At 54.0% G+C, this 23,761-nt stretch carries 17 protein-coding genes, 1 tRNA gene and 1 pseudogene; 7 read left to right on the top strand and 12 right to left on the bottom strand.

Going from position 1 to position 23,761, the window contains the following annotated elements:
• Positions 1 to 73 precede the first annotated feature (73 nt).
• From KGP22_RS14055 to shiA, 3 genes are all read right to left on the bottom strand, one after another.
• On the bottom strand, positions 74 to 1,840 hold the full coding sequence (locus KGP22_RS14055) for an aminopeptidase P family protein (protein WP_223579632.1): 1,767 nt from the start codon (positions 1,838 to 1,840) through the stop codon (positions 74 to 76).
• An 18-nt stretch (positions 1,841 to 1,858) separates the two neighbouring features.
• Positions 1,859 to 3,313 (bottom strand): AMP nucleosidase, encoded by a 1,455-nt coding sequence (locus KGP22_RS14050; RefSeq protein WP_111966061.1) that lies wholly within the window; start codon positions 3,311 to 3,313, stop codon positions 1,859 to 1,861.
• Between the two features lie 73 nt (positions 3,314 to 3,386).
• Entirely contained in the window at positions 3,387 to 4,700 is a 1,314-nt protein-coding gene (shiA, locus tag KGP22_RS14045; RefSeq protein ID WP_223579629.1) for a shikimate transporter, read from the bottom strand.
• Positions 4,701 to 4,953: 253 nt separating this feature from the next.
• On the opposite strand from shiA, the gene pagP reads away from it, so the two are divergent.
• Complete coding sequence (gene pagP, locus KGP22_RS14040; protein WP_149366530.1) at positions 4,954 to 5,529, top strand: lipid IV(A) palmitoyltransferase PagP; 576 nt, start codon at positions 4,954 to 4,956, stop codon at positions 5,527 to 5,529.
• Here pagP and KGP22_RS14035 read toward each other — a convergent pair.
• Genes KGP22_RS14035 through KGP22_RS14025 form a run of 3 tightly spaced genes read right to left on the bottom strand, consistent with a single transcriptional unit; the run spans position 5,526 to position 10,635 of the window.
• On the bottom strand, positions 5,526 to 6,491 hold the full coding sequence (locus KGP22_RS14035; RefSeq protein WP_223579626.1) for an acyltransferase family protein: 966 nt from the start codon (positions 6,489 to 6,491) through the stop codon (positions 5,526 to 5,528). The genes pagP and KGP22_RS14035 overlap by 4 nt on opposite strands.
• Positions 6,488 to 9,550 (bottom strand): efflux RND transporter permease subunit, encoded by a 3,063-nt coding sequence (locus tag KGP22_RS14030; protein WP_223579623.1) that lies wholly within the window; start codon positions 9,548 to 9,550, stop codon positions 6,488 to 6,490. Before KGP22_RS14030 ends, KGP22_RS14035 begins: the two co-directional genes overlap by 4 nt.
• Positions 9,550 to 10,635, bottom strand: a complete 1,086-nt coding sequence (locus KGP22_RS14025) for an efflux RND transporter periplasmic adaptor subunit (protein ID WP_188035086.1) — start codon at positions 10,633 to 10,635, stop codon at positions 9,550 to 9,552. The genes KGP22_RS14030 and KGP22_RS14025 overlap by 1 nt, the downstream gene beginning before the upstream one ends.
• Positions 10,636 to 11,031: 396 nt before the next feature.
• Between KGP22_RS14025 and KGP22_RS14020 the strand changes: the two genes are divergently transcribed.
• The 3 genes from KGP22_RS14020 (at position 11,032) to ldtA (ending at position 15,162) form a co-directional block, all read left to right on the top strand.
• Entirely contained in the window at positions 11,032 to 11,463 is a 432-nt protein-coding gene (locus tag KGP22_RS14020) for a universal stress protein (protein ID WP_127731568.1), read from the top strand.
• A gap of 47 nt (positions 11,464 to 11,510) precedes the next feature.
• Positions 11,511 to 14,204: a cation-transporting P-type ATPase gene (locus KGP22_RS14015; protein ID WP_223579619.1), complete on the top strand. Its 2,694-nt coding sequence runs from the start codon at positions 11,511 to 11,513 to the stop codon at positions 14,202 to 14,204.
• Between the two features lie 61 nt (positions 14,205 to 14,265).
• Entirely contained in the window at positions 14,266 to 15,162 is an 897-nt protein-coding gene (gene ldtA / locus KGP22_RS14010) for a L,D-transpeptidase (protein ID WP_115875759.1), read from the top strand.
• Positions 15,163 to 15,307: 145 nt separating this feature from the next.
• On the opposite strand, the gene KGP22_RS14005 is transcribed toward ldtA, so the two are convergent.
• Positions 15,308 to 15,383 (bottom strand) — tRNA-Asn (locus KGP22_RS14005).
• A gap of 320 nt (positions 15,384 to 15,703) precedes the next feature.
• Here KGP22_RS14005 and nac point away from each other — a divergent pair.
• A complete protein-coding gene (gene nac, locus KGP22_RS14000) occupies positions 15,704 to 16,621 on the top strand; it encodes a nitrogen assimilation transcriptional regulator NAC (protein ID WP_111966053.1) in 918 nt (305 codons plus the stop codon).
• 96 nt (positions 16,622 to 16,717) lie between these two features.
• Positions 16,718 to 17,668 carry an HTH-type transcriptional regulator Cbl gene (gene cbl, locus KGP22_RS13995; RefSeq protein WP_111966052.1) on the top strand — a complete coding sequence of 317 codons (951 nt, stop codon included), beginning with the start codon at positions 16,718 to 16,720 and terminating at the stop codon, positions 17,666 to 17,668.
• A gap of 43 nt (positions 17,669 to 17,711) precedes the next feature.
• Here cbl and KGP22_RS13990 read toward each other — a convergent pair.
• From KGP22_RS13990 to KGP22_RS13980, 3 genes and pseudogenes are all read right to left on the bottom strand, one after another.
• A pseudogene (locus KGP22_RS13990) lies at positions 17,712 to 17,984 on the bottom strand (glutathione S-transferase); the annotation flags it as partial.
• Between the two features lie 19 nt (positions 17,985 to 18,003).
• Positions 18,004 to 18,885, bottom strand: coding sequence for a nucleoside-specific channel-forming protein Tsx (locus KGP22_RS13985; RefSeq protein WP_111966051.1), 882 nt, complete (start codon positions 18,883 to 18,885; stop codon positions 18,004 to 18,006).
• Positions 18,886 to 19,080: 195 nt separating this feature from the next.
• Positions 19,081 to 20,634, bottom strand: coding sequence for a bifunctional UDP-sugar hydrolase/5'-nucleotidase (locus tag KGP22_RS13980; RefSeq protein WP_111966050.1), 1,554 nt, complete (start codon positions 20,632 to 20,634; stop codon positions 19,081 to 19,083).
• 130 nt (positions 20,635 to 20,764) lie between these two features.
• Here KGP22_RS13980 and KGP22_RS13975 point away from each other — a divergent pair, with 130 nt between their 5' ends.
• A complete protein-coding gene (locus tag KGP22_RS13975; RefSeq protein ID WP_223582454.1) occupies positions 20,765 to 21,898 on the top strand; it encodes a cytoplasmic protein in 1,134 nt (377 codons plus the stop codon).
• A 130-nt stretch (positions 21,899 to 22,028) separates the two neighbouring features.
• Here the strand turns inward: KGP22_RS13975 and KGP22_RS13970 are convergent, their stop codons facing one another.
• On the bottom strand, positions 22,029 to 22,526 hold the full coding sequence (locus KGP22_RS13970; RefSeq protein ID WP_223579616.1) for a hypothetical protein: 498 nt from the start codon (positions 22,524 to 22,526) through the stop codon (positions 22,029 to 22,031).
• Between the two features lie 249 nt (positions 22,527 to 22,775).
• Entirely contained in the window at positions 22,776 to 23,696 is a 921-nt protein-coding gene (locus KGP22_RS13965) for a LysR family transcriptional regulator (protein ID WP_223579614.1), read from the bottom strand.
• Between the last annotated feature and the right edge of the window lie 65 nt (positions 23,697 to 23,761).

The raw sequence follows: 23,761 nt of genomic DNA, 5'->3' as shown, positions 1-23,761 counted from the left end.
AGGTTGCCGTTTTTAGTGTTAACTCCCTCTCCCGTGGGAGAGGGAAGGGGTGAGGGCACCAGGTCGCACCAAATTACACGCGAACCGGTGCTGTCGCCTCTTCCAGCCACGAACGCGCATCGCCGTTCACCAGCGGTGACAGCGCCTCACGCACCTGCTGGTGATATGCATCCAGCCACTGTTTTTCCTGCTCGCTCAACAGATGCAGCTCAACCTGACTTAAGTCGATCGGGATAAGCGTCAGCGAGGCAAATTTGCAGAATCCCGGTCGGCTCTCCACAACCTCCACCTGGTTTTCAATACGAATACCGTGGCTATCGCCCAGATAGTATCCCGGTTCAATCGTCATGATATTGCCCGCCACAAGCGGCCACGGGTTGACCTTTTTCGCGATGCGATGCGGGTTCTCATGGATCAGCAGCTGGTGCCCCACACCGTGCCCCGTACCGTGATCGTAATCCAGCCCCATCTCCCACAGCGGGCGACGCGCAAATGCATCCAGCTGATGTCCCTGAGTCCCGGAAGGGAACTGCAGGGTAATCAGCGACAGGAAGCCTCTCAGCACGGCAGTGTAGTGCAGGCGCTGCTCCGGCTCGACCTGACCCCATGCCAGCGTGCGCGTGGCGTCAGTGGTGCCATTAACGTACTGACCGCCGGAATCGTTCAGGTAAAAATGGTCATGGCCGATGGGCTTATTGCTGGCCTCGCTCGAATGATAGTGGCACATCGCCGCATTGCTCGAAGAGGCGGAGATGGTCGCAAAACTCTGCTCGATGAACCCCGGCTGCTGTTTACGGAACGCCAGCTGCTGCGCCTGGACTTCCAGCTCGGTGAGCGGATCTCCTGCCGCCTCGCGAAGCGGCACTTCGCGGCTCAGCCAGGCGAGGAAGTTGACCCACGCGGCACCGTCCTGGTAATGACAATCGCGATAGCCTGCCAGTTCTACCGGGTTTTTGGTGGCTTTCATCAGGGTGATGGGGTCGGTCCGCCAGACAATCTCCCCCCGTGGTTCAATGGCGAAGCGCAGGGCAACCGGCGCGGAATCGGCATCCACCATCACCCGTTTGCCTTCAGCAATCTGCTGGCAGCGTTCGACAAAGGCCTTCTGTGGCGCAATGGTGAACGCACTGCGGACGTATTCAGGCAGGGCGCCGAGCTTGTTGTCGTTAACAAACCACTCAACGTGACCGTCACGTCCAAGAAGGGCAAAGGAGAGCGGTACCGGGCTGTATGGGATATCCGCGCCACGCACGTTTAACAGCCAGGCGATATTATCCGGCAGCGTAACGGCGAGATAATCGGCATTGTTCGCGGCCAGCACGGCAGCGACGCGCTGGCGTTTGTCCGCGCTGCGTTCGCCGCTGTGTTCAATCGGCATATTCCGGATAAGCCCCGCCGGCGCGGCAGGGCGATCGGTCCATAAGGTGTCAAACGGCGAGGCTTTCAGCGGGACCAGCTCGCAAGGCGTGGCGGACAGTTGCTCAAACTCCGAGTGGGTCATCAACAGCGGGTCAAAACCGATGCGCGTGCCTGACTCAACGTTTTCTGCCAGCCATTCAGCCAGCGGCTCGTTGTGCAGGTGGTGGATTTCAATCTCGTCCAGATTCACCTGAACGCGGGCCTGGACCTGATAGCGCCCGTCAACGAACAGCAGCGCTTTATCCTTCAGTATCAGCGCGACGCCGGCAGAGCCGTCAAAGCCCGTCAGCCAGGCCAGCTTTTCGTCGTACGGCGCGCAGTATTCGCTCTGCCATGCATCCGCGCGCGGGACGATCATCCCGTCGAGATGGCTGGCCTCAAGCCAGTGGCGCAGGGCAGAGAGCGGTGATGTGCTGGACATTGTTTTTCCTTATCGTTATTAGCGGAACGGCGGCTCGTTGAAGGTGCGCAGCTTGCGGGAATGGAGCCTGTCACCTTCCGCCCGAAGCAGGTCGATAGCGCGAATGCCGATTTGCAGATGCTCTGAGATAGCCCCTTCGTAGAAACGGTTGGCCTGGCCGGGCAGCTTAATTTCGCCGTGCAGCGGCTTATCGGAGACGCACAGCAGCGTGCCGTACGGAACGCGGAAGCGATAGCCCTGTGCGGCGATGGTGGCGCTCTCCATATCGATCGCCACCGCGCGGCTCAGGTTGAAGCGCAGCGCCGATGCGGAGTAACGCAGCTCCCAGTTGCGGTCATCCGTCGTGACGACCGTACCGGTGCGCAGCCGCTGCTTAACTTCTTCTCCCGGCATGCCGCTGACCTCTTTGGTGGCGTCGTACAGCGCACGCTGCACTTCGGCGATGCTCGGGATTGGAATATCCGGCGGCAGCACCGCATCAAGCACGTGGTCATCGCGCAGATAGGCGTGGGCGAGCACGTAGTCGCCAATCAGCTGGCTTTCACGCAGGCCGCCGCAGTGACCAATCATCAGCCACACGTCCGGGCGCAGTACCGCCAGATGGTCGCAGATGGTTTTGGCGTTTGACGGGCCGACGCCGATGTTGATCAGCGTAATGCCCTGACCGTCGGCGGTAATCAGGTGCCAGGCGGGCATCTGGTGTTTTTTCCACGCCAGATCGGAGATAGCCTGCTCGGGCGCTTCGGTCTCCGCGGTGATCCAGATCCCGCCCGCGCAGGAGAGCGCGATATACGGGCTTTCGGGGTCGAGGATCTGGCTGCAGCCCCAGCGGACAAATTCGTCAACGTAGCGGGTGTAGTTGGTAAAGAGCACGAACGGCTGGAAATGTTCGACTGGTGTACCTGTGTAGTGGCGCAGGCGCGCCAGGGAGAAATCGACCCGGCGGGCGTCAAAGTGCGACAAAGGAGAAAATTCGGCCGGGTGATAAATCCCGTCCGCGGTCTCATCGCCAATCTGCGAAAGCTCGGTGGTCGGGAAGTGGCGGGTCAGCCCCGCGCTCATGGAGCGGTCAAGGGTTAACGCCGAACCGTCAATCACGTACGGATAAGGGATCTCATGCTGCGAGGGCTCAACGGAAATGTGCGCGCCGTAATCCTGGTACAACAGCGTAAGCTGTTCTTCAAGATACGGGCGGAAAAGTGCAGGGCGGGTGACGGTGGTGCTGTAGCAGCCGGAGTGGGTAAAACGGGCGTAGGCGCGGGTTTTGGGATTACTGCTGGCGCTGCCGTCCCAGGTCACAGAGAGCGATGGATAAACAAAAAGGCCCTCGGTTCTGGCCTTTTGGTCGGGGAGTTTCCCTGTTTCGATATATTCGCTAATGGCGCTGCGCAGCGCGTTGACGGACTGTTCATACAGCGCGTCGAGTTTTTCCAGCGCCTGAGCCGGGGTCAGGCTGGAGCCCTTATTATTCATCTCTGTCTCCTTGTTCCACAGGTGTGCGACTCTACCCGATAGTATGTCACACGCCTGTGAAACAAAAGTGAGATCAGCGGTGGCTCGTCTCTTTCATCAGCAGCGCCGTTGCCGCCGACAGCAGGCAACCGGCCAGAAGATAAATCGCCACGCTGTGCCAGTTGCCGCCGGAGAAGGTCACCAGCGCAGCGGCAATAAACGGCGTAAACCCGCCGCCAACCACGCTTGCGACCTGGTAGCCCACGCCCGCGCCGCTGTATCGGTAGCTGGCGCCGAACAGCTCGGTAAACATCGGCTGCTGCACGCAGACCACCATATCGTGAGCGATGTTCGCGAGCATGATGGCAAAGAAAACAATCCAGAAAACAGACTGCGCCTCCAGCGCCATAAAGAACGGCCAGGCGCTGAGGGTCCCAATCAGCGCCCCGGTGATGTAAACGCGACGGCGGCCAAACCGGTCCGCCAGCCAGGCGAAGCAGGGGATGGTCAGACAGCTGATCCCGCCGACCAGCAGGCCAATATTCAGGAACAGTTCGCGCGGCAGGCCGAGATTCTGCGTCGAGTAGTTCAGGGCAAAGGCGGTGACGATATACATCGTCAGCAGCTCGCACAGGCGCAGGGCGATAATTTTCAGAAAAGCGCCAGGGTGCCGGACAAGGGCTTCCATGACAGGAAGTCTTCTGTTAGCAGCCGGTTTTTCCTGCTGCTTTTCGAACTCTGCCGACTCCTCCATTCCGTTACGGATCCAAAGCGCGGCAATGACCAGCACGATGCTGAAGATGAACGGAATGCGCCAGCCCCAGCTCAGGAACTGCTCGTCGGTGGTGAGCTGGCTGATTAACGACACCAGCCCTGTGGAAAGCAACAGCCCTACGCCGTACCCGACCTGCACGCCGCTGCTGTAAAACGCTTTCTTATTTTTTGGCGCGCTCTCAACGGATAGCAGCGCCGCGCCGCCCCATTCGCCGCCCACGGCAAAGCCCTGAATAGCGCGTAATGTCACCAGCAGCACCGGTGCCCACCAGCCAATGGCGGAAAACGAAGGGAGAATGCCAATCAGCGCGGTGGCGATCCCCATCATCCAGACGGTGAGCATCAGCATGCGCTTGCGGCCGAGACGGTCGCCGAAGTGGCCGAAGATCACACCCCCCAGCGGGCGAAACAGAAAGCCAACGCCGAAGGTGGCAAACGCGGCGAGCGTGCCCATCGCAGGGCTGACCTGGGGGAAGAATTCGCGGTTAAACACCAGCGCGGCGGTAATGCCGTAAAGCAGAAAATCATACCAGTCGACGACGGCACCCGCGAAGCTGCCGAGTGCGGCGCGGCGGGCACGATTGAGCGAAGGGATCTCCTCGTTGGGACGATCGGAGATGAGGGTGGAGTCCATAGTTGTCCTGTCCGTACTAATTTTTAATTATTGGTATAAGAAAAGGTCACTCACATTGCGCCGTCATATAAACGGAACCTATGAGACTACCGCGACAAAACGCCTGAGAAAACGTTTTTATCTTTCCTGAAGGTGCTGAATAAATAAATTTCATCTTCGCCTGCAGCGAGATAATTGTGTCTTCTGGCTCCGTTACAGGCTGAATGGTTTACAGTAATAGTGACCGCGCGTGAGTTAAGCTGAGGGAATAACGATGCAACGCACCTTTTCGGCATTCTGGATGATTCTGTTTTTATTCGTCGCACCGCTTCATGCGGAGCCCAACGTCTATGGTGAACAGCGTATCAGCGGCTGGTGGAACGCGCTCACTGACGATATTTCGCAAACCTGGGAGCAGCCTCAACGTTACGATCTGTACCTGCCGTTTCTGAGCTGGCACGCTCGCTTTATGTACGACAAAGAAAAAACCGATAAGTACAACGAAATGCCGTGGGGCGGTGGCCTGGGCGTTTCCCGCTATAACGAAGAGGGCAACTGGAGCGCGCTTTTCGCGATGATGTTCAAGGACTCGCACAACGAATGGCAGCCCGCGATGGGCTATGGCTGGGAGAAGGGCTGGTATCTGGATAATGCCAAAGATTTCCGCCTTGGGCTCGGTGCTGCAGCGGGCATCACGGCGCGAGATGATTTTGCAAACTATATACCGCTACCCTTCATTTTCCCGCTGTTCTCTGCCGGCTACAAGCGCGTTACCGTCCAGTTCACCTATATTCCTGGAACCTATAACAACGGCAACGTGCTTTTTGCCTGGCTGCGCTTAGGCTTTTAAAGGGTGATCACCTTTTTTGCCACGGCGTTAGACAATACCAGCATGGAAAAGAGAACAGAGGTGACGAACGTAAGCACAATCAGCGCCAGCTTCATTCCGAGAGAGGTCACCGGTATCAGCGCCGTCAGCAGATGAAACACCGAGTAGTGCACAATATATACGCCGGTCATCGTTTTGCTGATGGCGGCCAGAATGGACTCCTTGAATTCAGCATTGCGGCGAAAGCGCACTCCGTTCGCCGCAATCACCAGGGCAATAATCAGGATGTAGATCTGCGAGCCGGTGAGAATAAAGGCGTTTCTGTCGGCCTTAAACAGGGCAAAAAAGAAGTGGCGCTCGTAAAACCAGGTGAAAAGATAGATAAACGGGATGGCGATAACCGCCGCCCTGACTACATTTTTGCGGCTTATCCACTCGGCGATTTTAGGGTCGCAGAAAAGTTGCCCCGTCAGATAAAACAGCAGCCACGTCCACAGCCGATACTGCGGTGAAAGAGAAAGGACGTGCGTTTCAGGATAAAGCGCCGATAGCAGATCGTAGCCGTAAGAAAAGAACAGCAGGGCAGCAATTACGCCGCTGAACAGCGCTCTTCGCTGGCTAAGCCACTCAACCACCGGGTGGAAGGTGTAAATTACGACAAAGGCGAACACGAACCAGGGCTGGATTAAATACCCGCGCTGATAAGGTTCCCACAGGTAGTAGATCGTTATCCAGAACAGAAAAACAATCACCAGACTTTTAATTTTACCCAGTTGCCAGCGCGTGCCGTGCCGCGATTGTCCGTCGAGATAGCCCGACACCACAAAAAACAGCGGTGTGGCAATCGTCGAGATAAAGGTTAAAAACCCCAGGATCCAGTGATAGCCATAATCATAATGATCCCAGGTGTTGTAGATGGTAAAGAAGGTCACCGCCGTCATACAGCCCAGCGTCTTGATAATGTTCAGCCCTGTCGCATTCATTGTTGTTTGGCTTCGTCCTTACGATGGAAACACGCGTAGATCACGGGGAGTACCAGCAGCGTCAGGATTGTAGCAAACCCCAGTCCAAACATAATCACAACGGCCATGCTCTGGAAGAAAACATCCAGCAGCAGCGGAGCCAGGCCAAGTACGGTAGTGAACGCGGTGAGCAGGATAGGGCGCAGGCGCGAGGTGGCGGCATAAACGATCGCGCTGTGCTGATCCTTTTGCATTTTCTGCTGTTCAATCTCTTCCACCAGCACGATGCCGTTGCGGATGAGCATTCCGCTCAGGCTCAGCAGACCTATCAGCGCCATAAAGCCAAAGGGAATGCCGGTAATTAAAAATCCTGGCGTGACGCCAATCAGCGCCAGCGGTACGGTCAGCCAGATTGCGACGGCATTTTTTACAGAGCTGAACATCAGCACCGTAATGACAAACATCACCAGATACCCGAGAGGCAGCGTAGTGAATAGCCCTTGCTGCGCTTCGCTGGAGTTTTCCGCATCGCCTCCCCACTCGATGCTGTAGCCGTGGGGCAGGGGAAGGGCATCCACTTGCGGCTTGACGCGGGCGAGAATATCGCCGGAGGTTTGCTGGCTCAGCGGGTCCGGGTCCGTCTGAACCGTCAGTACCCGCGAGCGGTCGCGTCGAAGGATGAGCGGATCTTCCCACTCCAGCGAGAAGCTGCTGACGACGTTACTCAGCGGGATATACTGCTGCCGCGCCTGGCTCCACACCAGCACGTTGTTCAGGTGACTGGCATCCAGCCTTTCACTTTCCGGGGGCCTCACCACCACGGGCAGCAGGTCGCTGCCTTCCCGATACAACCCCGCCCGGCTGCCGGAGAAATTCATTTCCAGCGCGTTGTCGACGTCCTGCTTATCCACGCCAAGCTCGCGTCCCAGCGCGGCGACGTACTGCGGACGGATCACCTTGCTGCGGTTTTGCCAGTCGTTTCGGACGCTCCCCGTGGCCGGGTCGCGCGCCAGAATATCGTCCACCTGGCTGGCAATCAGGCGCAGCCTGTCAGGATCCGGGCCTTTAATACGCACTTCAATGGCGCTGTCGCCGGAGGGTCCAAACATCACCCGCTTCGTGCTGGCGTTGACCTGCGGGTAGTTTCGCGCGATGTACTCATCCACGTAGCGCGTCAGAGCGGAGATGTTGCGCTGGTCATCCATGCGCACCATGATCTGCGCGTAGTTGCTGTATTGCCGCTGTCCGCTGTAGGTCAGAATAAAGCGCATGCTCCCCTGACCGATGGTAGAGACGGTGGTTTCCACGCCGGGCTGGCCCGTGATGATTTTCTCAATATCGCCGGTCATTTTCTCGGTCCATTTGATATCGGTCCCGTAGGGTAACCACAGGTCGACAAAGAAAATCGGCGTATTGGACGACGGGAAAAAGTTTTGCCGCACCGCGCCAAACCCCCAGACAGACGCGGCCAGCAGGGCGGCCATCACTACCAGCGTCGGTGCCTTATGGTGCAGCAGCGTGTTAAGCAGGCGCTGGTAGAGGCGGTAGAGACGTTTGTCGTAAGGATCTGACTCGTCGGCGTTGTCCGGCGCGCTGTCGTTTTTAAACAACCACCACTTAATCAGCACCGGGGTGAGGGTGAGCGCCGAAAACCAGCTCAGCATCAGGGAAATCAGCAGCACCTGGAAAAGGGATTTACAGTATTCCCCGGTGGAATCCTGCGACAGCCCGATAGGCGCAAACGCCAGGATGGCGATCACCGTCGCCCCCAGCAGCGGCAGGGCGGAGCGGCGGATGATATTATTAACGGCGGTTAACAGCGGTGAGCCCTGCTGCCGGGCAATCAACACCCCTTCGACAATCACGATGGCGTTATCCACCAGCATGCTGAGGGCAATAATCAGCGCCCCGAGCGAGATCCGCTGCAGCTCAATGCCACAGAGATACATAATCAGCAGCGTACCCAGCACGTTAAGGGCCAGAGAAACCGCGATGATTATCCCGCTGCGCACCCCCATAAAGATCAGCAGCACGCCGATGACGATCGCCAGCGCCATCAGGAAGTTAATAATAAAACCGTTAACAGAGTGGCCCACTTCGGCTGCCTGATCGTAAAACAGGGCTATCTGTATGCCTGCCGGTTTTTCCGCCGACATCTGGTTTAGCTTCGCCTCCAGCGCGTGGCCCACGTCGATCACATTCACGCCGGGAATAAACGAGACGCCCATGGTGACGGCTTTTTTGCCGTTGGCATGGTAGATACTGGCCGGCGATTCGTTTAGCCCGCGCGACAGCGTGGCGATGTCCCGCAGACGCGTCGCCGCCCCGGTGCCGGAAGGCGTGATGATGAGATCCGCCAGTTCATCAAGATTCTCGAATTCGCCGGTCGGGTGCAGACGAATGGATTCGCTGCCGGAAGTGATTTCTCCGGCGCTGGAAACGACGTTAAGTCTGCTGAGCAGAGCGGAAAGCTGGTTCAGCGTAATGCCGCGCGCGGCCATTTTGGTCAGAGAGATATCGATGTTGACCTGCTGGCTAATGGCCCCGCCGATGGCGACCTTCGCAACCCCGGGAACCAAAATTAACTCGCGGCGCAGCTGTTCCGCATATCTCACCAGTTCAGGATTACTGAATTCATCCCCGGAAATGGCGAAGAAGAAGCCGAATACGTCGCCGAAATCGTCATTTACAAAGGGCGTGACGACGCCGGGCGGAAACTGACGCGAGGCATCGCCCACGCGGCGACGCAGTTCATCCCAAATCTGCGGCAGTTCGTTCGAGTGATAGCGTGACGCGATGTTAACGGTGATTTGCGACAGACCGTTTGAAGAGATAGAGCTCACGTTGTCCAGATAAGGCAGCTGCTGAAGGGCATTCTCCAGCGGAAGCGTCACCTCTTCTTCAACCTGCTGAGCGGATGCGCCGGGGTAGTGGGTGACCACCACTGCGGTTTTGATGGTAAAGGCGGGATCTTCCAGCCTGCCGATATTTAACAGGGCGAAAATACCCCCGATGCCCAGCAGCAGAATCGTTAGCCAGACGCGAACGGGGTTATTAATAAATTGACGAGAAATATCCATTACAGTCCCCGTTCACGCGTCCAGATACGCACCGGCTGGTTAGCATGGAGTTCCCCAACGCCTGCGGCAACCACGCGTTCGCCCGCTTTAAGCCCGCTGACGATCGTCACGCCTTCGCTACTCACTTGACCTACGCTGACCTTGCGGTCTTCAAGATGGAGCGCGTCGCCTTCTCCCGCCACGACCCAGACGTGCGGCTCATTGCGCGGGCTGTTGTCCGGGTTAAAGACGGCCTCAACCGGTACGACCAGCGCCTGAGCGCCTGCGCCAGCAGGGAGGTTGGTTAAATTGATGGTCACAGTACCGCTTACGCCACCGACGGCGGGAAAATCATCTGGTCGCGGCATGGTCAGTATCACCTGCCAGGTCAGGGTATTGCTGTCGCTGCTGCCCGAGTGCTCTTTGTAGACGGCGGTAAATTCCCGATCCGGAATGGCGTTAATTCTTACCACGGGGCGATACTGCGCGTTGCGGATATCAAAGGTCTTAAACAGGTTCTCAGGAATACTAAACACAACGTCCAGCAGGTCGGTGCGGGTTAACGTCGCGATAGGCTGACCGGCTGACACCACCTGATGGTTTCGGACATGTACGCTGGCCACCGTCCCGCTGAAGGGGGCGACGAGCGTCATCTGATTCAGCTCTTCTCGGGCAATCTGCAGCGCCGCATTCGCCGAATCGCGGTTCGCGCGCTGCACGTCCATTTCTGCTTTCGAAATCGCCTGGCGGCCCGCCAGCGTCTGGAAGCGATCGAATTGCCTCTGGGCCAGCGTCGCCGCCGTTTGTCTGTCGTTAACCCGCTGCTGGGCTTCACTGGCGTTCAGTCTGGCAAGCTGTTGCCCCTGTTTGATGGTTGCGCCCTGACGCACATCGAGCGCTTCAATTTGACCTGCGCGCTTGAAGGAAAGGTCTGTAGCATCGCCCGATTCAATGCGGGCGGGGAAAACGCGCTGCTGGGCATGACCGGGAACCGTCACCTCCGCCACTTTTACCATCCTGGGCAGGGGGGACGCTTGCTTGGGTTTCGGGTCGCACGCCGTGAGCGTTAACAAAACGAACGGTAAAAGAGAGAGGTAGCGGTTCACTGTATTCCCCTAATAAATAACTGTTTTATTTATTCCATAACCTGGACAGGGGTGACACTATTCAGCCAGAACAGTGACGACCATATAGGTAAATAAACCAATCGCCGTGCTGGCGATAATAGCAAGCGCGATAAACATACCCAGGCGGATCAGGCTTAAACCATACATAAATTCCTCCATGAGCCGGAAGCGGTGGCTGACTATGAGCATAGTCTGCGAAAAGATAAATGTTAAATAACCATTATCAGTGGGCAAGCGCTAAACCTGATATTCCTGTGCTACGTTTAATATCATCCATCTCTTTTTACCGTAACTGGCATTAAGGGCAACCCCCTGCATTTAATGCGTTTTTTTGCTTCATTCACTCTCGTGTTGGTTATAAAAAGGATGATCGATATGTATAAAAACATTCTCGTTCCGGTGGATGTCTACGAGACAAGCCTGGCGGATAAAGCGTTGCAGCATGCACATTTTCTGGCGCAAAGTGCATCGGGTGACATTCATTTGCTGCACGTCATGCCCAAATTTTCAGCCGAACTGACGCGCGGTTTTATTTCAGATGCGCGCAAGATGGATGAATATATGATTAATAATTCGAAAGAAAAACTGTCTGACCTGGTCAAAAAATTGAATCTGCCGGAAGATCGTGTTCATCTCCACGTTCGTAGCGGAAATGTTCGTGATGAGGTTATTAAGCTGGCGGATGAACTTGCTGCTGGCGCGATTATTGTCGGCTCTCGAAATCCCAATATTCAAACCCATTTGTTAGGTTCGGAGGCGGCAAGTATTGTCCGTTACGCCCATGTTCCTGTTTTCGTTATTCGTTAATTACATGAAAGCAAGGTGATTTCTGAATAGAACCTGAGGAAGGAACGATGAAAACAGGAAAACCTGAACGTCCGTATTATCAACAAACCGTTGACGAAACCCTGTCGAATATCCACTCCACTCTGGAAGGACTTAGCGGCACTGAGGCATCAGCCCGACTTCAGCAGCATGGTGAGAATGCGTTGCCGCAAAAAAAGGGCAAACCCGCCTGGCTGCGCTTCCTGGCGCATTTTAACGATGTATTGATTTACGTTCTGCTGGTGGCCGCGTTGCTTAAGCTCTTTATGGGCCACTGGGTAGACATGTTTGTGATCCTTGGGGTTGCCATCATTAACGCGCTGATTGGCCATATCCAGGAGAGCAATGCTGAAAAATCGTTGCAGAGTATTCGCAATATGCTCTCCAGCGAAGCCGTGGTGGTACGACAGGGGAATCATGAAACGATCCCCACCACGGCGCTGGTGCCGGGAGATATCGTGGTGATCCGTGCCGGGGATCGTATCCCTGCGGACCTGCGCGTCATTGAAGCGCATAACCTTCGCGTGGAGGAGGCCATCCTGACCGGCGAATCCACCGTTGTTGAGAAAAACAGCGATGCGTTAAGCGGGGAACTGCCGTTAGGTGACCGGTATAATCTGCTCTACTCAGGCACCACCGTTAGCTCCGGCGGCGGTAAAGGCGTGGTGGTGGCAACCGGGGGCGAGACCGAGCTTGGCCACATCAATCAGATGATGTCCGACATTGAAAAGCACCGCACGCCGCTGATGGTGCAGATGGATAAGCTCGGTAAAACCATCTTTATTACTATCCTGGTCATGATGGTGGCGCTGTTCGTCTTTAGCCTCCTGTTCCGGGATATGCCGGTTTCTGAACTGGTGCTGTCGCTTATCAGCCTCGCCGTTGCCGCCGTGCCGGAAGGCCTGCCGGCCATCATCTCCATCATCCTTTCGCTTGGCGTACAGGCCATGGCGCGCCGCAAGGCCATTATTCGCAAGCTGCCTACGGTGGAAACGCTGGGCGCAATGACGGTCATCTGCTCGGATAAAACCGGCACCCTGACGATGAATGAAATGACGGTCAAAGCGGTGATTACCGCTGACACGACCTATCGCGTGGAGGGCGACAGCTACGAACCGGTGGGGAATATTCACCCCGTAGATGACCCGACGCCCGTCAGCGTGACGCAGGGTTCCCTGCTGGAACGCTACCTGCGAACAATCGACCTCTGCAATGACAGCCAACTGATCAAAGACGAGCAGGGGCTGTGGAAAATCACCGGCGGTCCGACCGAGGGCGCGCTGAAGGTGCTGGCGGCGAAAATTCCGCTTCCACCGCTTGATACCGAAATGCGCAGCAAAATCCCGTTTGATTCGCAGTATAAATACATGTCCACCCTGTACCGGCTGGGCGAAGAAGAGGCGATTTTAATCACCGGCGCGCCGGACGTCCTGTTCCGCCTCTGCCAGTACCAGCAGACGAATGACGGACTGCAGCCTTTCGATCAGCCTTACTGGGAAGGAAAGATTGAAGAGTATGCCCGGGAAGGGTTGCGTATGGTGGCTGCGGCCTGGAAACCTGCCCGCGAGGGACAGCGCGAGCTGGATCATCCGGACCTCCATGATGGCGTGATCCTGCTGGGTATTGCAGGGATGATGGATCCGCCGCGTCCGGAGGCCATAACCGCGATTGCCGACTGTCTGCAGGCCGGGATCCGCGTGAAAATGATCACCGGCGACCACCCGCAAACGGCCATGAGCATTGGGCAAATGTTGGGGATTGGTAACGCCGCAAGCGCTATCACCGGACGCGAGCTGGAGGCGATGGACGATAGTCAGCTGAGCGACGCCGCGCAGCAGTACGATATTTTCGCCCGAACCAGCCCGGAGGATAAATTCCGCCTCGTGCAGGCCCTGCAAAGTAAACAGGAAGTGGTGGGCATGACCGGGGATGGCGTAAATGACGCCCCGGCGCTCAAGCGTGCAGATGTGGGTATCGCTATGGGGATTAAGGGGACGGAAGTCACCAAGGAGGCCGCCGACATGGTGTTAACGGATGACAACTTTGCCACCATTGCCAGTGCGGTGCACGAGGGTCGTCGGGTTTACGATAACCTGAAAAAAACGATTCTGTTCGTTATCCCGAGCAACATCGCGCAGGCCCTGCTGATCATCATCGCGCTGCTGGCGGGAAACCTGATCCCGCTGACCCCGGTCCTGATCCTGTGGATGAACATGGCGACGTCGGCAACGCTGTCGTTTGGCCTGGCGTTTGAAGCGGGTGAGAAGGACATCATGAACCGCCCACCGCGTAAGGCGAATCTGCATGTGATGGATGGCTATGCCATCTGGCGCGTGGTGTTTGTCGGTCTGATGATTGCCATTAGCGCCTTCGTGCTGGAAGCGTGGCTACAGCCGCGCGGCTATTCGGCGGAATTTATCCGCACCGTGCTGCTGCAAACCCTGGTGACCGCGCAGTGGTTCTACATGCTTAACTGCCGCGTTAATGATGGCTTTTCGCTGAGCAAAGGCCTGCTGGCGAATAAAGGGATTTGGATCGTGAGCGGCGTACTGCTGGCGCTACAGCTTCTTATCATTTACGCACCGTTCATGCAGATGCTGTTTGGCACCGAAGCGCTGCCGTTCCGCTACTGGGTCATCACCTTGCTGATTGGTTTTGTGATGTTCCTTATTGTCGAGGCGGAGAAAGTGCTGACGCGCAGGTGGCGCAAAACCGAAGCGTAATAGCGTAAACTGAGAAAGCCTGCCTGAGCCCGGGCTTTCTCTTTTTTGAGCACAGGAAATTATGATGCGACTTACCTGGTTCGTCCTTGCGCTGTGTGCCGCTATACCCGGCGCGTTTGCCGTAACCTATACCCTACCGCCGGAAGGCAGTCGTCTGGTGGGAACCCCGATTATCATCACCGTTCCTGAAGGTAACACGCTGCCTCTGGAAGCCTTTGCCGCGCAGTACGGGCAGGGGCTGAGCAATCTGCTGGAAGCGAACCCGGGCGTAGATCCTTTTTTGCCTAAATCCGGCACCCGGCTGACGATCCCTCAGCAGCTGATTCTGCCCGACACCGTCCGCGAGGGCATTATCGTGAATGCCGCGGAAATGCGTCTCTACTATTATCCGCCTGGCGGCAATACCGTTGAAGTTCTGCCCATCGGCATCGGTCAGGCCGGACGAGAAACTCCGCGTAACTGGGTGACGGCCGTTGAGCGTAAGCAGGAGGGGCCAACCTGGTCTCCGACGCCGAACACGCGCCGTGCCTATGCGGCAGAAGGGAAAACGCTTCCGGCATTCGTACCCGCCGGGCCGGATAACCCGATGGGCCTGTATGCGATTTATATTGGCAGGCTGTATGCCATTCACGGCACAAACTCGAATTTCGGCATCGGGCTGCGGGTGAGCCAGGGCTGTATCCGTCTGCGCAATAACGACATCAAATACCTTTTCGATAACGTTCCCGTAGGAACCCGCGTGCAGCTTATCGACAGGCCGGTTAAAGTCACCACCGAGCCGGACGGCAGCCGCTGGGTGGAAGTTCACGAGCCATTATCACGAAACCGCGCGGAATTTGAATCGACCCGGAAAGTGCCGCTGCCCATCTCCGCCGCGCAGCGGACGCAGCTGATAAACGAGGGGGCAGGAGCCGAACTGGAACGGCGGTCCGGGATGCCGGTGAAGCTCGGCATGTAAAGGAATAGTGCGGGCTGGTGCCCTCACCCCACCCCTCTCCCACGGGAGAGGGAGCACACACTAAAAACGGTAACTCGGTTGCCGTTTTGCATTTAACTTGCGCAGAAAAGCAAAAAGCCTGCTTTAAAAGCAGGCTTTTCAAATTTGGCTCCTCTGACTGGACTCGAACCAGTGACATACGGATTAACAGTCCGCCGTTCTACCGACTGAACTACAGAGGAATCGTGTGAACGGGGCGAATATTATCGACCTGCGTTCGCCTTGTCAAAGGGTGGATCAACGCCTTTTGATCGTTTGCTGACAAAATCGGCAAAGTGATGTTTTTGGCAGCGGAATGCACCGTCATGGTGCGGGTATACCCCTAATGGGGCAGATCATAAACTGCTGTTTCGGTAATAAAACCCCCCTCCATGATTAGGTTTCCTTATTTTCAGGCGCTTAGCGCCCAATTCAGACCGCCTGGTAAAAGTGGCATTCATATTGCAAAACCTGTTCAACAACGACAGCCGGTTCCGGCACAGCATTTCGAACAGGGGGCAAAATGAACTTAAGACGACTGAAATACTTCGTAAAAATCGTCGATATCGGCAGCCTGACTCAAGCGGCAGAAGTGCTGCATATCGCACAGCCTGCGCTGAGCCAGCAGGTGGCTACTCTGGAAGGCGAGATGGATCAGCAGCTACTGATTCGTACCAAACGCGGCGTTACGCCAACGGAAGCAGGCAAAATCCTCTATACCCACGCGCGCACCATTCTTCGCCAGTGTGAACAGGCGCAGCTGGCGGTGAACAACGTAGGCCAGACGCTGAGCGGGCACGTTTCAATCGGCCTGGCGCCGGGAACGGCTGCGTCCTCTATTACCATGCCGCTGCTGCAGGCCGTCCGCGCCGAGCTGCCTGAAGTTCTGGTCTATCTGCACGAAAACAGCGGTTCCGTACTGAATGAAAAACTGCTCAACGGCCAGCTGGATATGGCGGTTCTTTACGATCGCTCCCCGGTCGCCGGGATCACCAGCCAGCCGCTGCTGAAAGAAGATCTCTACCTCGTGGGCACCCGCGACTGTCCGGGTCAGAGCGTAGACCTTACCGCCGTGGCAGAGATGAACCTCTATCTGCCGCGCGACTACAGCGCCGTGCGCGTGCGCGTGGACGAAGCGTTCTCCCTGCGCCGCCTGACGGCCAAAATCATCGGTGAAATTGACTCAATCTCCACGCTCACCGCAGCCATTGCCAGCGGGATGGGGGTGACCGTGCTGCCGGAATCCGCAGCCCGCTCGCTGTGCAGCGCGGCAAACGGCTGGATGGCGCGGATCACCACGCCATCCATGAGCCTGCCGCTGTCGCTGAACATGTCTGCTCGCGGTTCGCTGTCGCCGCAGGCGCAGGCGGTAAAAGAGATTTTGATGTCGCTGGTCAGCAAGCCGTCGCTTGAGAACCGTGAACTCCAGCTCGTGAGCTGATATTCCATAAAAGCATAAGATGCTGGTTTTTATTATTTGTTCTGCAGCGCGACAGACTCTAACAATAGAGCTATGTCAGATGCGCCGGAGTGAATCGTGAATTTCCAGCAACTTAAAATCATCCGTGAGGCGGCCAGGCGGGACTACAACCTGACCGAGGTCGCCAATATGCTTTATACCTCTCAGTCCGGCGTCAGCCGCCATATCCGCGAGCTGGAAGAGGAACTGGGCATAGAGATCTTTATCCGTCGCGGCAAGCGACTGCTCGGCATGACGGAGCCGGGTAAGGCTTTGCTCACCATCGCAGAGCGGATCCTCAACGAGGCCAGCAACGTGCGTCGTCTGGCGGATCTCTTCACCAATGACGCTTCGGGCGTGCTCACCATCGCCACCACCCACACCCAGGCGCGCTACAGCCTGCCGCCTGTGATTAAAGCGTTCCGCGAACTTTTCCCTGACGTCCGTCTGGAGCTTATTCAGGGCACGCCGCAGGAAATTGAAGTGCTGCTGCAAAACGGTGGGGCGGATATCGGTATCGCCAGCGAACGCCTGAGCAACGACCCGCTGCTGGTGGCGTTCCCCTGGTTCCGCTGGTATCACAGCTTGTTACTCCCGGTCGACCATCCGCTCAATCAGGTCTCTCCCCTGACGCTGGAAGACGTTGCGAAATGGCCGCTCATTACCTACCGCCAGGGGATCACCGGACGCTCGCGTATTGATGAAGCCTTCAACCGTAAAGGGTTAACGCCGGACATCGTGCTGAGCGCGCAGGATTCTGACGTGATCAAAACCTACGTTGAGCTGGGGCTGGGCATTGGGCTGGTGGCGGAACAGTCCAGCGGAGAACGCGAAGACGGTAACCTGGTGCGTCTTGATACGCGTCATCTGTTTGACGCCAACACCGTATGGCTTGGCCTGAAGCGCGGACAGCTGCAGCGCAACTATGTGTGGCGCTTTATCGAGCTGTGCAATGCCGGGCTGTCGGTGGATGAGATTAAACGCCAGGTGATGGAGCCGGAAGAAGTGGCGATTGATTATCAGATATAGCTGCTGGCTTGCCCGGCAGCGCTGCGCTGACCGGGCTAGTTACTTACTTGAACGGATATTTTCTAAAGACCGCCTGTGATTCGAATGATTCGACAACCGCCTGAATCTCTCTAAAATCCTCTGCGTTAACAACGTGCGGGATCATCGACTGAATAAACGTCCAGACAATCGTGCTGGTAATGGCCACCTGATTGGGCACTGTGGTGACCGGACGTGCCTTCAGTAATCTATTCCATTCCCTGCAGGCCGCCAGCAGCTGGGTTGTAATGCGTTCGACCCATGAATCGTGCTGCTTTTCCGGCGGGCGAAGATTGTGTTACCCCTTGATGCTATATTTAAAAGGCGTAGCCAACAGTTAAATAGTATGCCCATCCCGTTGAGTCTATAGAGATGATGTCTCCGTCGCTGCTAAATGCTTTGCTACCTTCGTCAAATTGTCCACCATGATAGAAATAGCGAAGTGTCGCGCCATAGTTCCAGTGGGGATAAACTAAGCTGAGTACGTTGGTGGAAACAATAGAGCTATTGGTACGGGAGTAAAACTTCTGCTCACCGCCTGACTCGTCTTTAAGATCTGAACCAAAATCAAAATTGGTAAAGCCGACGTAATTTAGTTTTCCACCAAATATTGTTGTAATTGGGATGACATATTTGACTTTGAAGCGATATCCATCCCATTCGTTTTCGTTGGCTGCATTATAGTTGTTTCCTTGATATTTGGCATAGATGTTTGCAGATAACGTCATCGGTAGCCCAGTATCAATATCGGTTCCTATCCCCATATACCATGTGCTCTGACGCTGTCCTGAATTCGTTCCTGCGTCATAGATATAGTTGTGGGCAAAATACCATTCTTTGAATGGACCAAAACTTAGGTCGATTCCCGTCAACTTGTCGATGCTAAAACGCGGTTCTATCTCCGTAAAAAATGGAGAGCCATTATCCCAAATGCCGATATCATTATCATTGCCCATACCAAAAAACTTAGGTAAGTCCGCATAGCCATAGAAATCAAACCAATCTACATGTGTCCACGCACGATACTCGGGATATAAATCCGCTCTTTTTAGTGGCCCAAAACGAGTTGAGTTACTCCCTACGATATTAATACTTTGATGCCACCAGTCTGATAGATATTCGTTATTCCCGACGTCTGCCAATGCTACCGTGGGTAAAAGCATAAATGCGCCTGATAATATAATTTTTACTTTTTTCATATGTAGGGATTCCTTCCACAGAGATTTATTAATTAAGACTCTTTATCTTATTGAAACTACTTAGCTGCGCTTACATCTACCACTCTCATTTAAAGATTGGGTTTCAATGGGTTATCCCTTTAAAAAAAACAATGGTTTAAATAAGGGTTCATGTAAATGTATGAACCCTTTTAATATGCACAGTCGAATAAACTATTATTTTTTCACATCAACAACGCGCATGCCTTTGAGCTGTTCATCCGTGATGTTATTGCCTGCCTTGAAGTAATCGATTACAGCATTAGAAACGTAGTAACCGCCTGTTGTATTGCGCGATTTACCTTCGGTAAAGGTAGTAAAACCATCACCGCCGTCAGCAAGGAAGCTCTGGGTGGCAATGTGGTAAACTATCGCATCCTCAATCGGCTTGCCATTAAGGGTTAATGCGACGACCCGCTGATCGATTGGTTTACTGCTGTCATACCTCATCTCCACGCCTTTCGATACCTGCAAGACACCATTGCTTAAGCTTGCGGCATGTTCCATCAAAGTACGTAACTGTTTACCCGTGAGATCCATCGTGGTCAGTTCGTTAGGGAATGGGAACGTACTAATGACGCCGCCTATTGTAATCGCACCAGACGGGATTTCATTACGAATACCCCCTGAGTTGGTTAAGGCCAGCTGCGTATTTTTACCTGCTGCTGCCAGCAAAGCATCCGCAGCCAGATTACCCAGAGAGGCTGATTCACCATACGCACGCGTCAATTCTACCGGAGACTGCGCCACCGTTTTTTGAACCTCTTGATCAAGTTTCTTATTCCAGCCGTCGATTACTTGTTTCGTCTGCGGGTCGGGCTTCCATTCATCCGCATAAATAGTTTTAAGTTCAAATTTTTTCACCGTAAACTGATGCGGCTTCGTATAATCCAGTACCAGTTTCCCCACATCAATGCCGCCGCTGTCGGTCGAGAGGATAAGCGTCTTGCCTACTTTGATCGGTTCCGGCGTACCAACATGGGCATGTCCCGTAATCAGAATGTCCAGACCTTTCACCTGACTTGCCGTTTGAATATCTTTATCCAGGGCACGGCGTACGTCGGTTACCCCCATGCTGGACTGGCGCGCCGGCGTGCCTTCATGAACCAGCAATAAGGTTAAGTCGACTTTTCCTTTCAGTTCATCGAGATAGCTCTGTAGCCACTTAATTTCATCCCGAGCTTCAATACCTACGCGGGTTGCCGCAGAAACGGTATCATTGAAGGCAAAGACGCCGTGCAAACCAATGACGCCTATTTTTACGCCATCTTTTTCGATGATAGTATAGGGCTTATCCCAGAATAATTTGTTGCTGTCCTGATAGAATATATTGCCCTGTACAATAGGGAATTTCGCCTGGCTTAGCTGTAATAACGTGTTATCCCAGCCATGATCAAATTCATGATTACCCATCGTGACAGCATCAAACGACATAGTATTCATAATATCAATAATAGCCTTTCCCTTCGTTAAGCTACTGATATAAGGCCCCGTAAAATAGTCACCCGCATCAAAAAACCATGTTGCTTTACTTTTTTGTTTTTCCTCTTTTACCAGGGTAGTGATATTAGCCCAACCCCCAACATCACGTTTACCTTCCGCGATCCATGGGACTTTATAAGGTTCCACATGCGCGTGGAGATCGTTGGTGTAAATAAGGGTGATATCCCTGGCGCAGGACCAAAATGGTAACGCCAACAAAATACCTGCGGTAATCGCTTTTATATTCATAACCTGTTCCTTTCAGTTATATAAAGATGCGTTACTTTACATTCTGAAAGGGTTTATTATGCGAGTCTGCTCACAATTAGTCTGAGGAGATGAGGCAAAATCAGCGACCTCTTGAAATCGTTGGTGACGCATATTGGCTCAATTTACGATTAATACCTGCAAATCGTTTGGTTGCCGAAATTTAGGGCTACCCATATCAGCCTCTGCAGACTACAGCTGGCCAGACTACAGGCTGGGATTTCCGGCATTACACTGTCGGGCATGCGGGAGTTATCCCCCGCTTTTTGATGAGCAACACTTTAATGAATGGTTGTCTGCGCACTTACGCGCCTATGCTTCAGAAAACGGTTATTTTTGTCCTGAATGTTATAGGCAAGAAATTATTTGTTATGGTTATAACCCGCAGGGAACACAGCGCGTTCAGTGCCGAATTTGCAGAAAAGTCTGGACACCCAAACAGCAAAAACAAAGAAAAAGAAAAAGAGTAACCCCTGCATGCATTGAAACGGTTCCACTTATTGTGCCGTTCCAGGGAAGTTGTGCAGAACAGAAACTGTATGTTCTGCTTAGCTTCGATGCTGACAGTGGTCATATTCTTCATATTTCCACAAATTTTACTCAGCATGATATTGGTGAGACTCTGCGTTATCGCTGGCGAGGGAAGCGTGAGCCCGATCTGCATCAACATGATATTGTCAGTCGTGTTGATATGCGTGAAATGCAATTTCTACGTCGGAGCCAGTTTGATGAAATTCAATATGGCAGTGCGGCCCTCAAGCGTAATGCCAGAGGTGCGATACTGCGTCCCGTCATCGCCGCTCACGGGCATTTTCGCGTGCTGAACATCCTTTTTCCTGAGGTAAAAATGCACGTTTTTTCACACGAATGCTTTCTTCGTGGAGCCGCCATTACCGCCTGGGCAGATCTGTTTCGCGAGCGGCAAGGTGAGCTTTGGTTTATAGAAGAGGAGATCAATGAGGAGGAGTGCGATATACCCTGGACTTTTCAGCGAACAACACAGCACGGCTGGTGGCAAACTCAGTGGCAGCTTTGGAGGCAGGGCAAAAATTTCAAGATGGTTTGCCCGTTAACCGGTGGTGATATCAATAATGCTAAAATGCTCTCTTTAACGGCCAGCAGGCACTTTATCGATTGGCTATACAAACAAACGAATTTTACCCATAGTGCCAAACTATCTGCAGGTCGTGTAACGCAGGTTCTTCTTTCCCTGATGCATGACTATAACGATAAAATTGCGGGATAGGTTCTCAATACGTGGTCTATTTCGTCAAGGGTTCATGTAGATACATGAACCCTTTTAATTTATGCAGAGAAGTCAATTGTTTATAAAAGTCTGATGATCAATTGCATCTATTTATTATAATTATACTTTTTTACAAATTTGCATGAATGGATGCCGTAGTGATTACGTCAGTAAGCTCCGTTTCGTTAAACAATCTTGCACGATAGGCCTCCCCATGGAATTGAGGCGCACCATCAGGTAAAGAAATTACATCGTAGATAGTTGCAATCATATTACCATTCACATCGCTAATAAAGAATGAACGAGCGTGGCAGGTAAAAATAGCGAAGTAATCATCATGGTCAAAAACGCCACCCATAAAATCATTCCACTGGACGATAGGTTTTGTGGGCAGTTCAATCGGTGCATGAATTTCCACAGCTGTTTTGGCAGCTAAGTCTACTGCATAGAAAAGAATGCGAGCCGGAGGTGTTGAATAAGCATCGCTTGTTGCATTGTCATTCATCGGACGAATAACAGGATTTTCATTTGCATCAAGACAAGATCGATTATCAAAGACAGATAAAACGAATTTTCCTACTGTCGGGTCGATATATTCTGCAAATGCACTATTATTCGTGATGCACACAGTGTGAGCATCATTTTTAGCAATGGAATATATAAGAGGAACCAGTAGGAGAGGGGATATTACGGTAGCGCGGTAATTAACGGATTCAGTAAAGAAAGTATGCTGTAACCGTGACGCTCTGGCCTTCAGCGTTCGTGGTCTTACCCGAGATGATTTCGCTCCGGTGGCAGAGCGGGGAAGTGATTTTTATTTGGTGACGGCAGGAGATAAAACAATACTCAGAAAAGCGAATCAGAGGCTGGGATATTGCTACTTATTATTGGAATTTGGGACATGCTGCTGCATCAATTCAACGATCCAATCAATAAAAACGCGCAGTCTGGCGTTGACATGGCGGTTAGGCGGAAATGCCAGGTACAGGGGCATTGGCTTAATACGCCAGTCTTCAAATAGCGGAATTAAAGAGCCAGCAGTCTGATGCGCTGCCGCCATATAGACGGGGAGCGCAATCACGCCTAATCCCGCTAGCCCAGCCTCGAGATAGGCGTTGCCATCATCCACTGCAAGCACATAGTTTCCCGTGATTTCAATATGTTCACTCTCACAGCGCAGTACCAGAGGATCAATCTTACCGGTGCGTGAGGATAAGAACCCCACTATGCGATGGTCGGTGTTTTCCAGCTCTCGCGGGTGCGCAGGGGCGCCGAGGCGTTGCACATAGCTCGGTGCGACGTAAACACCGATTTGCAAATCGCCGACATGGCGTGCGATCAGGGACTGGTCGTTGATTTCGCCGCCCCGAACGACACAATCCACGTTGTCGCCGATCAGATCCACCACCCGGTCACTCACGCCCATGTCGAACTGGATATCAGGGTAGCGCGCGTGAAAAGCCGGTAGCGCCGGCACCAGCACCAGGCGGGCGAGAGGCGTCGGCACATCTACCCGCAGGCGTCCCCTGGGCGTCATTGTCGCACTGGACAGGCTGTTTTCAGCATCTTCCATGTCCGCCAGCAGGCGGATGACGCGCTCGTAGTAGATCGCGCCATCAGGAGTAACGCCGAGCCTGCGGGTGGTGCGATGGAGCAATTTGACGCGCAGGCGCACCTCCAGCTGCTGAATGAGCTGCGTCACCGTGGTTTTGCTCATATGAAGCGTTTGGGCAGCCTTTGTGAAACTGCCTGCCTCCACCACGCGAGCAAAGGCGCGCATCGCGTCGAAACGATCCATTCCTTATCCTCTCTTTTCACCGATTGTTTGGATATTACAAACAATGATGGACAAAGTCGCTTGTT

It is taken from the genome of Enterobacter sp. JBIWA005, from assembly GCF_019968805.1.
GTDB lineage: Bacteria > Pseudomonadota > Gammaproteobacteria > Enterobacterales > Enterobacteriaceae > Enterobacter > Enterobacter vonholyi.
Note: the sequence above shows the minus strand (reverse complement) of the source record. Positions and strands in the feature narration are given on the sequence as shown.

Bases quoted from the DNA above. Each gene is read 5' to 3' on its own strand.
- shiA (WP_223579629.1), bottom strand. From the start codon at position 4,700: ATGGACTCCACCCTCATCTCCGATCGTCCCAACGAGGAGATCCCTTCG.
- KGP22_RS14015 (WP_223579619.1), top strand. From the start codon at position 11,511: ATGAAAACAGGAAAACCTGAACGTCCGTATTATCAACAAACCGTTGAC.
- KGP22_RS14035 (WP_223579626.1), bottom strand. From the start codon at position 6,491: ATGAATGCGACAGGGCTGAACATTATCAAGACGCTGGGCTGTATGACG.
- KGP22_RS14020 (WP_127731568.1), top strand. From the start codon at position 11,032: ATGTATAAAAACATTCTCGTTCCGGTGGATGTCTACGAGACAAGCCTG.
- KGP22_RS14055 (WP_223579632.1), bottom strand. From the start codon at position 1,840: ATGTCCAGCACATCACCGCTCTCTGCCCTGCGCCACTGGCTTGAGGCC.
- KGP22_RS14050 (WP_111966061.1), bottom strand. From the start codon at position 3,313: ATGAATAATAAGGGCTCCAGCCTGACCCCGGCTCAGGCGCTGGAAAAA.
- pagP (WP_149366530.1), top strand. From the start codon at position 4,954: ATGCAACGCACCTTTTCGGCATTCTGGATGATTCTGTTTTTATTCGTC.
- ldtA (WP_115875759.1), top strand. From the start codon at position 14,266: ATGATGCGACTTACCTGGTTCGTCCTTGCGCTGTGTGCCGCTATACCC.
- KGP22_RS13985 (WP_111966051.1), bottom strand. From the start codon at position 18,885: ATGAAAAAAGTAAAAATTATATTATCAGGCGCATTTATGCTTTTACCC.
- KGP22_RS13980 (WP_111966050.1), bottom strand. From the start codon at position 20,634: ATGAATATAAAAGCGATTACCGCAGGTATTTTGTTGGCGTTACCATTT.
- KGP22_RS13965 (WP_223579614.1), bottom strand. From the start codon at position 23,696: ATGGATCGTTTCGACGCGATGCGCGCCTTTGCTCGCGTGGTGGAGGCA.
- nac (WP_111966053.1), top strand. From the start codon at position 15,704: ATGAACTTAAGACGACTGAAATACTTCGTAAAAATCGTCGATATCGGC.
- KGP22_RS14030 (WP_223579623.1), bottom strand. From the start codon at position 9,550: ATGGATATTTCTCGTCAATTTATTAATAACCCCGTTCGCGTCTGGCTA.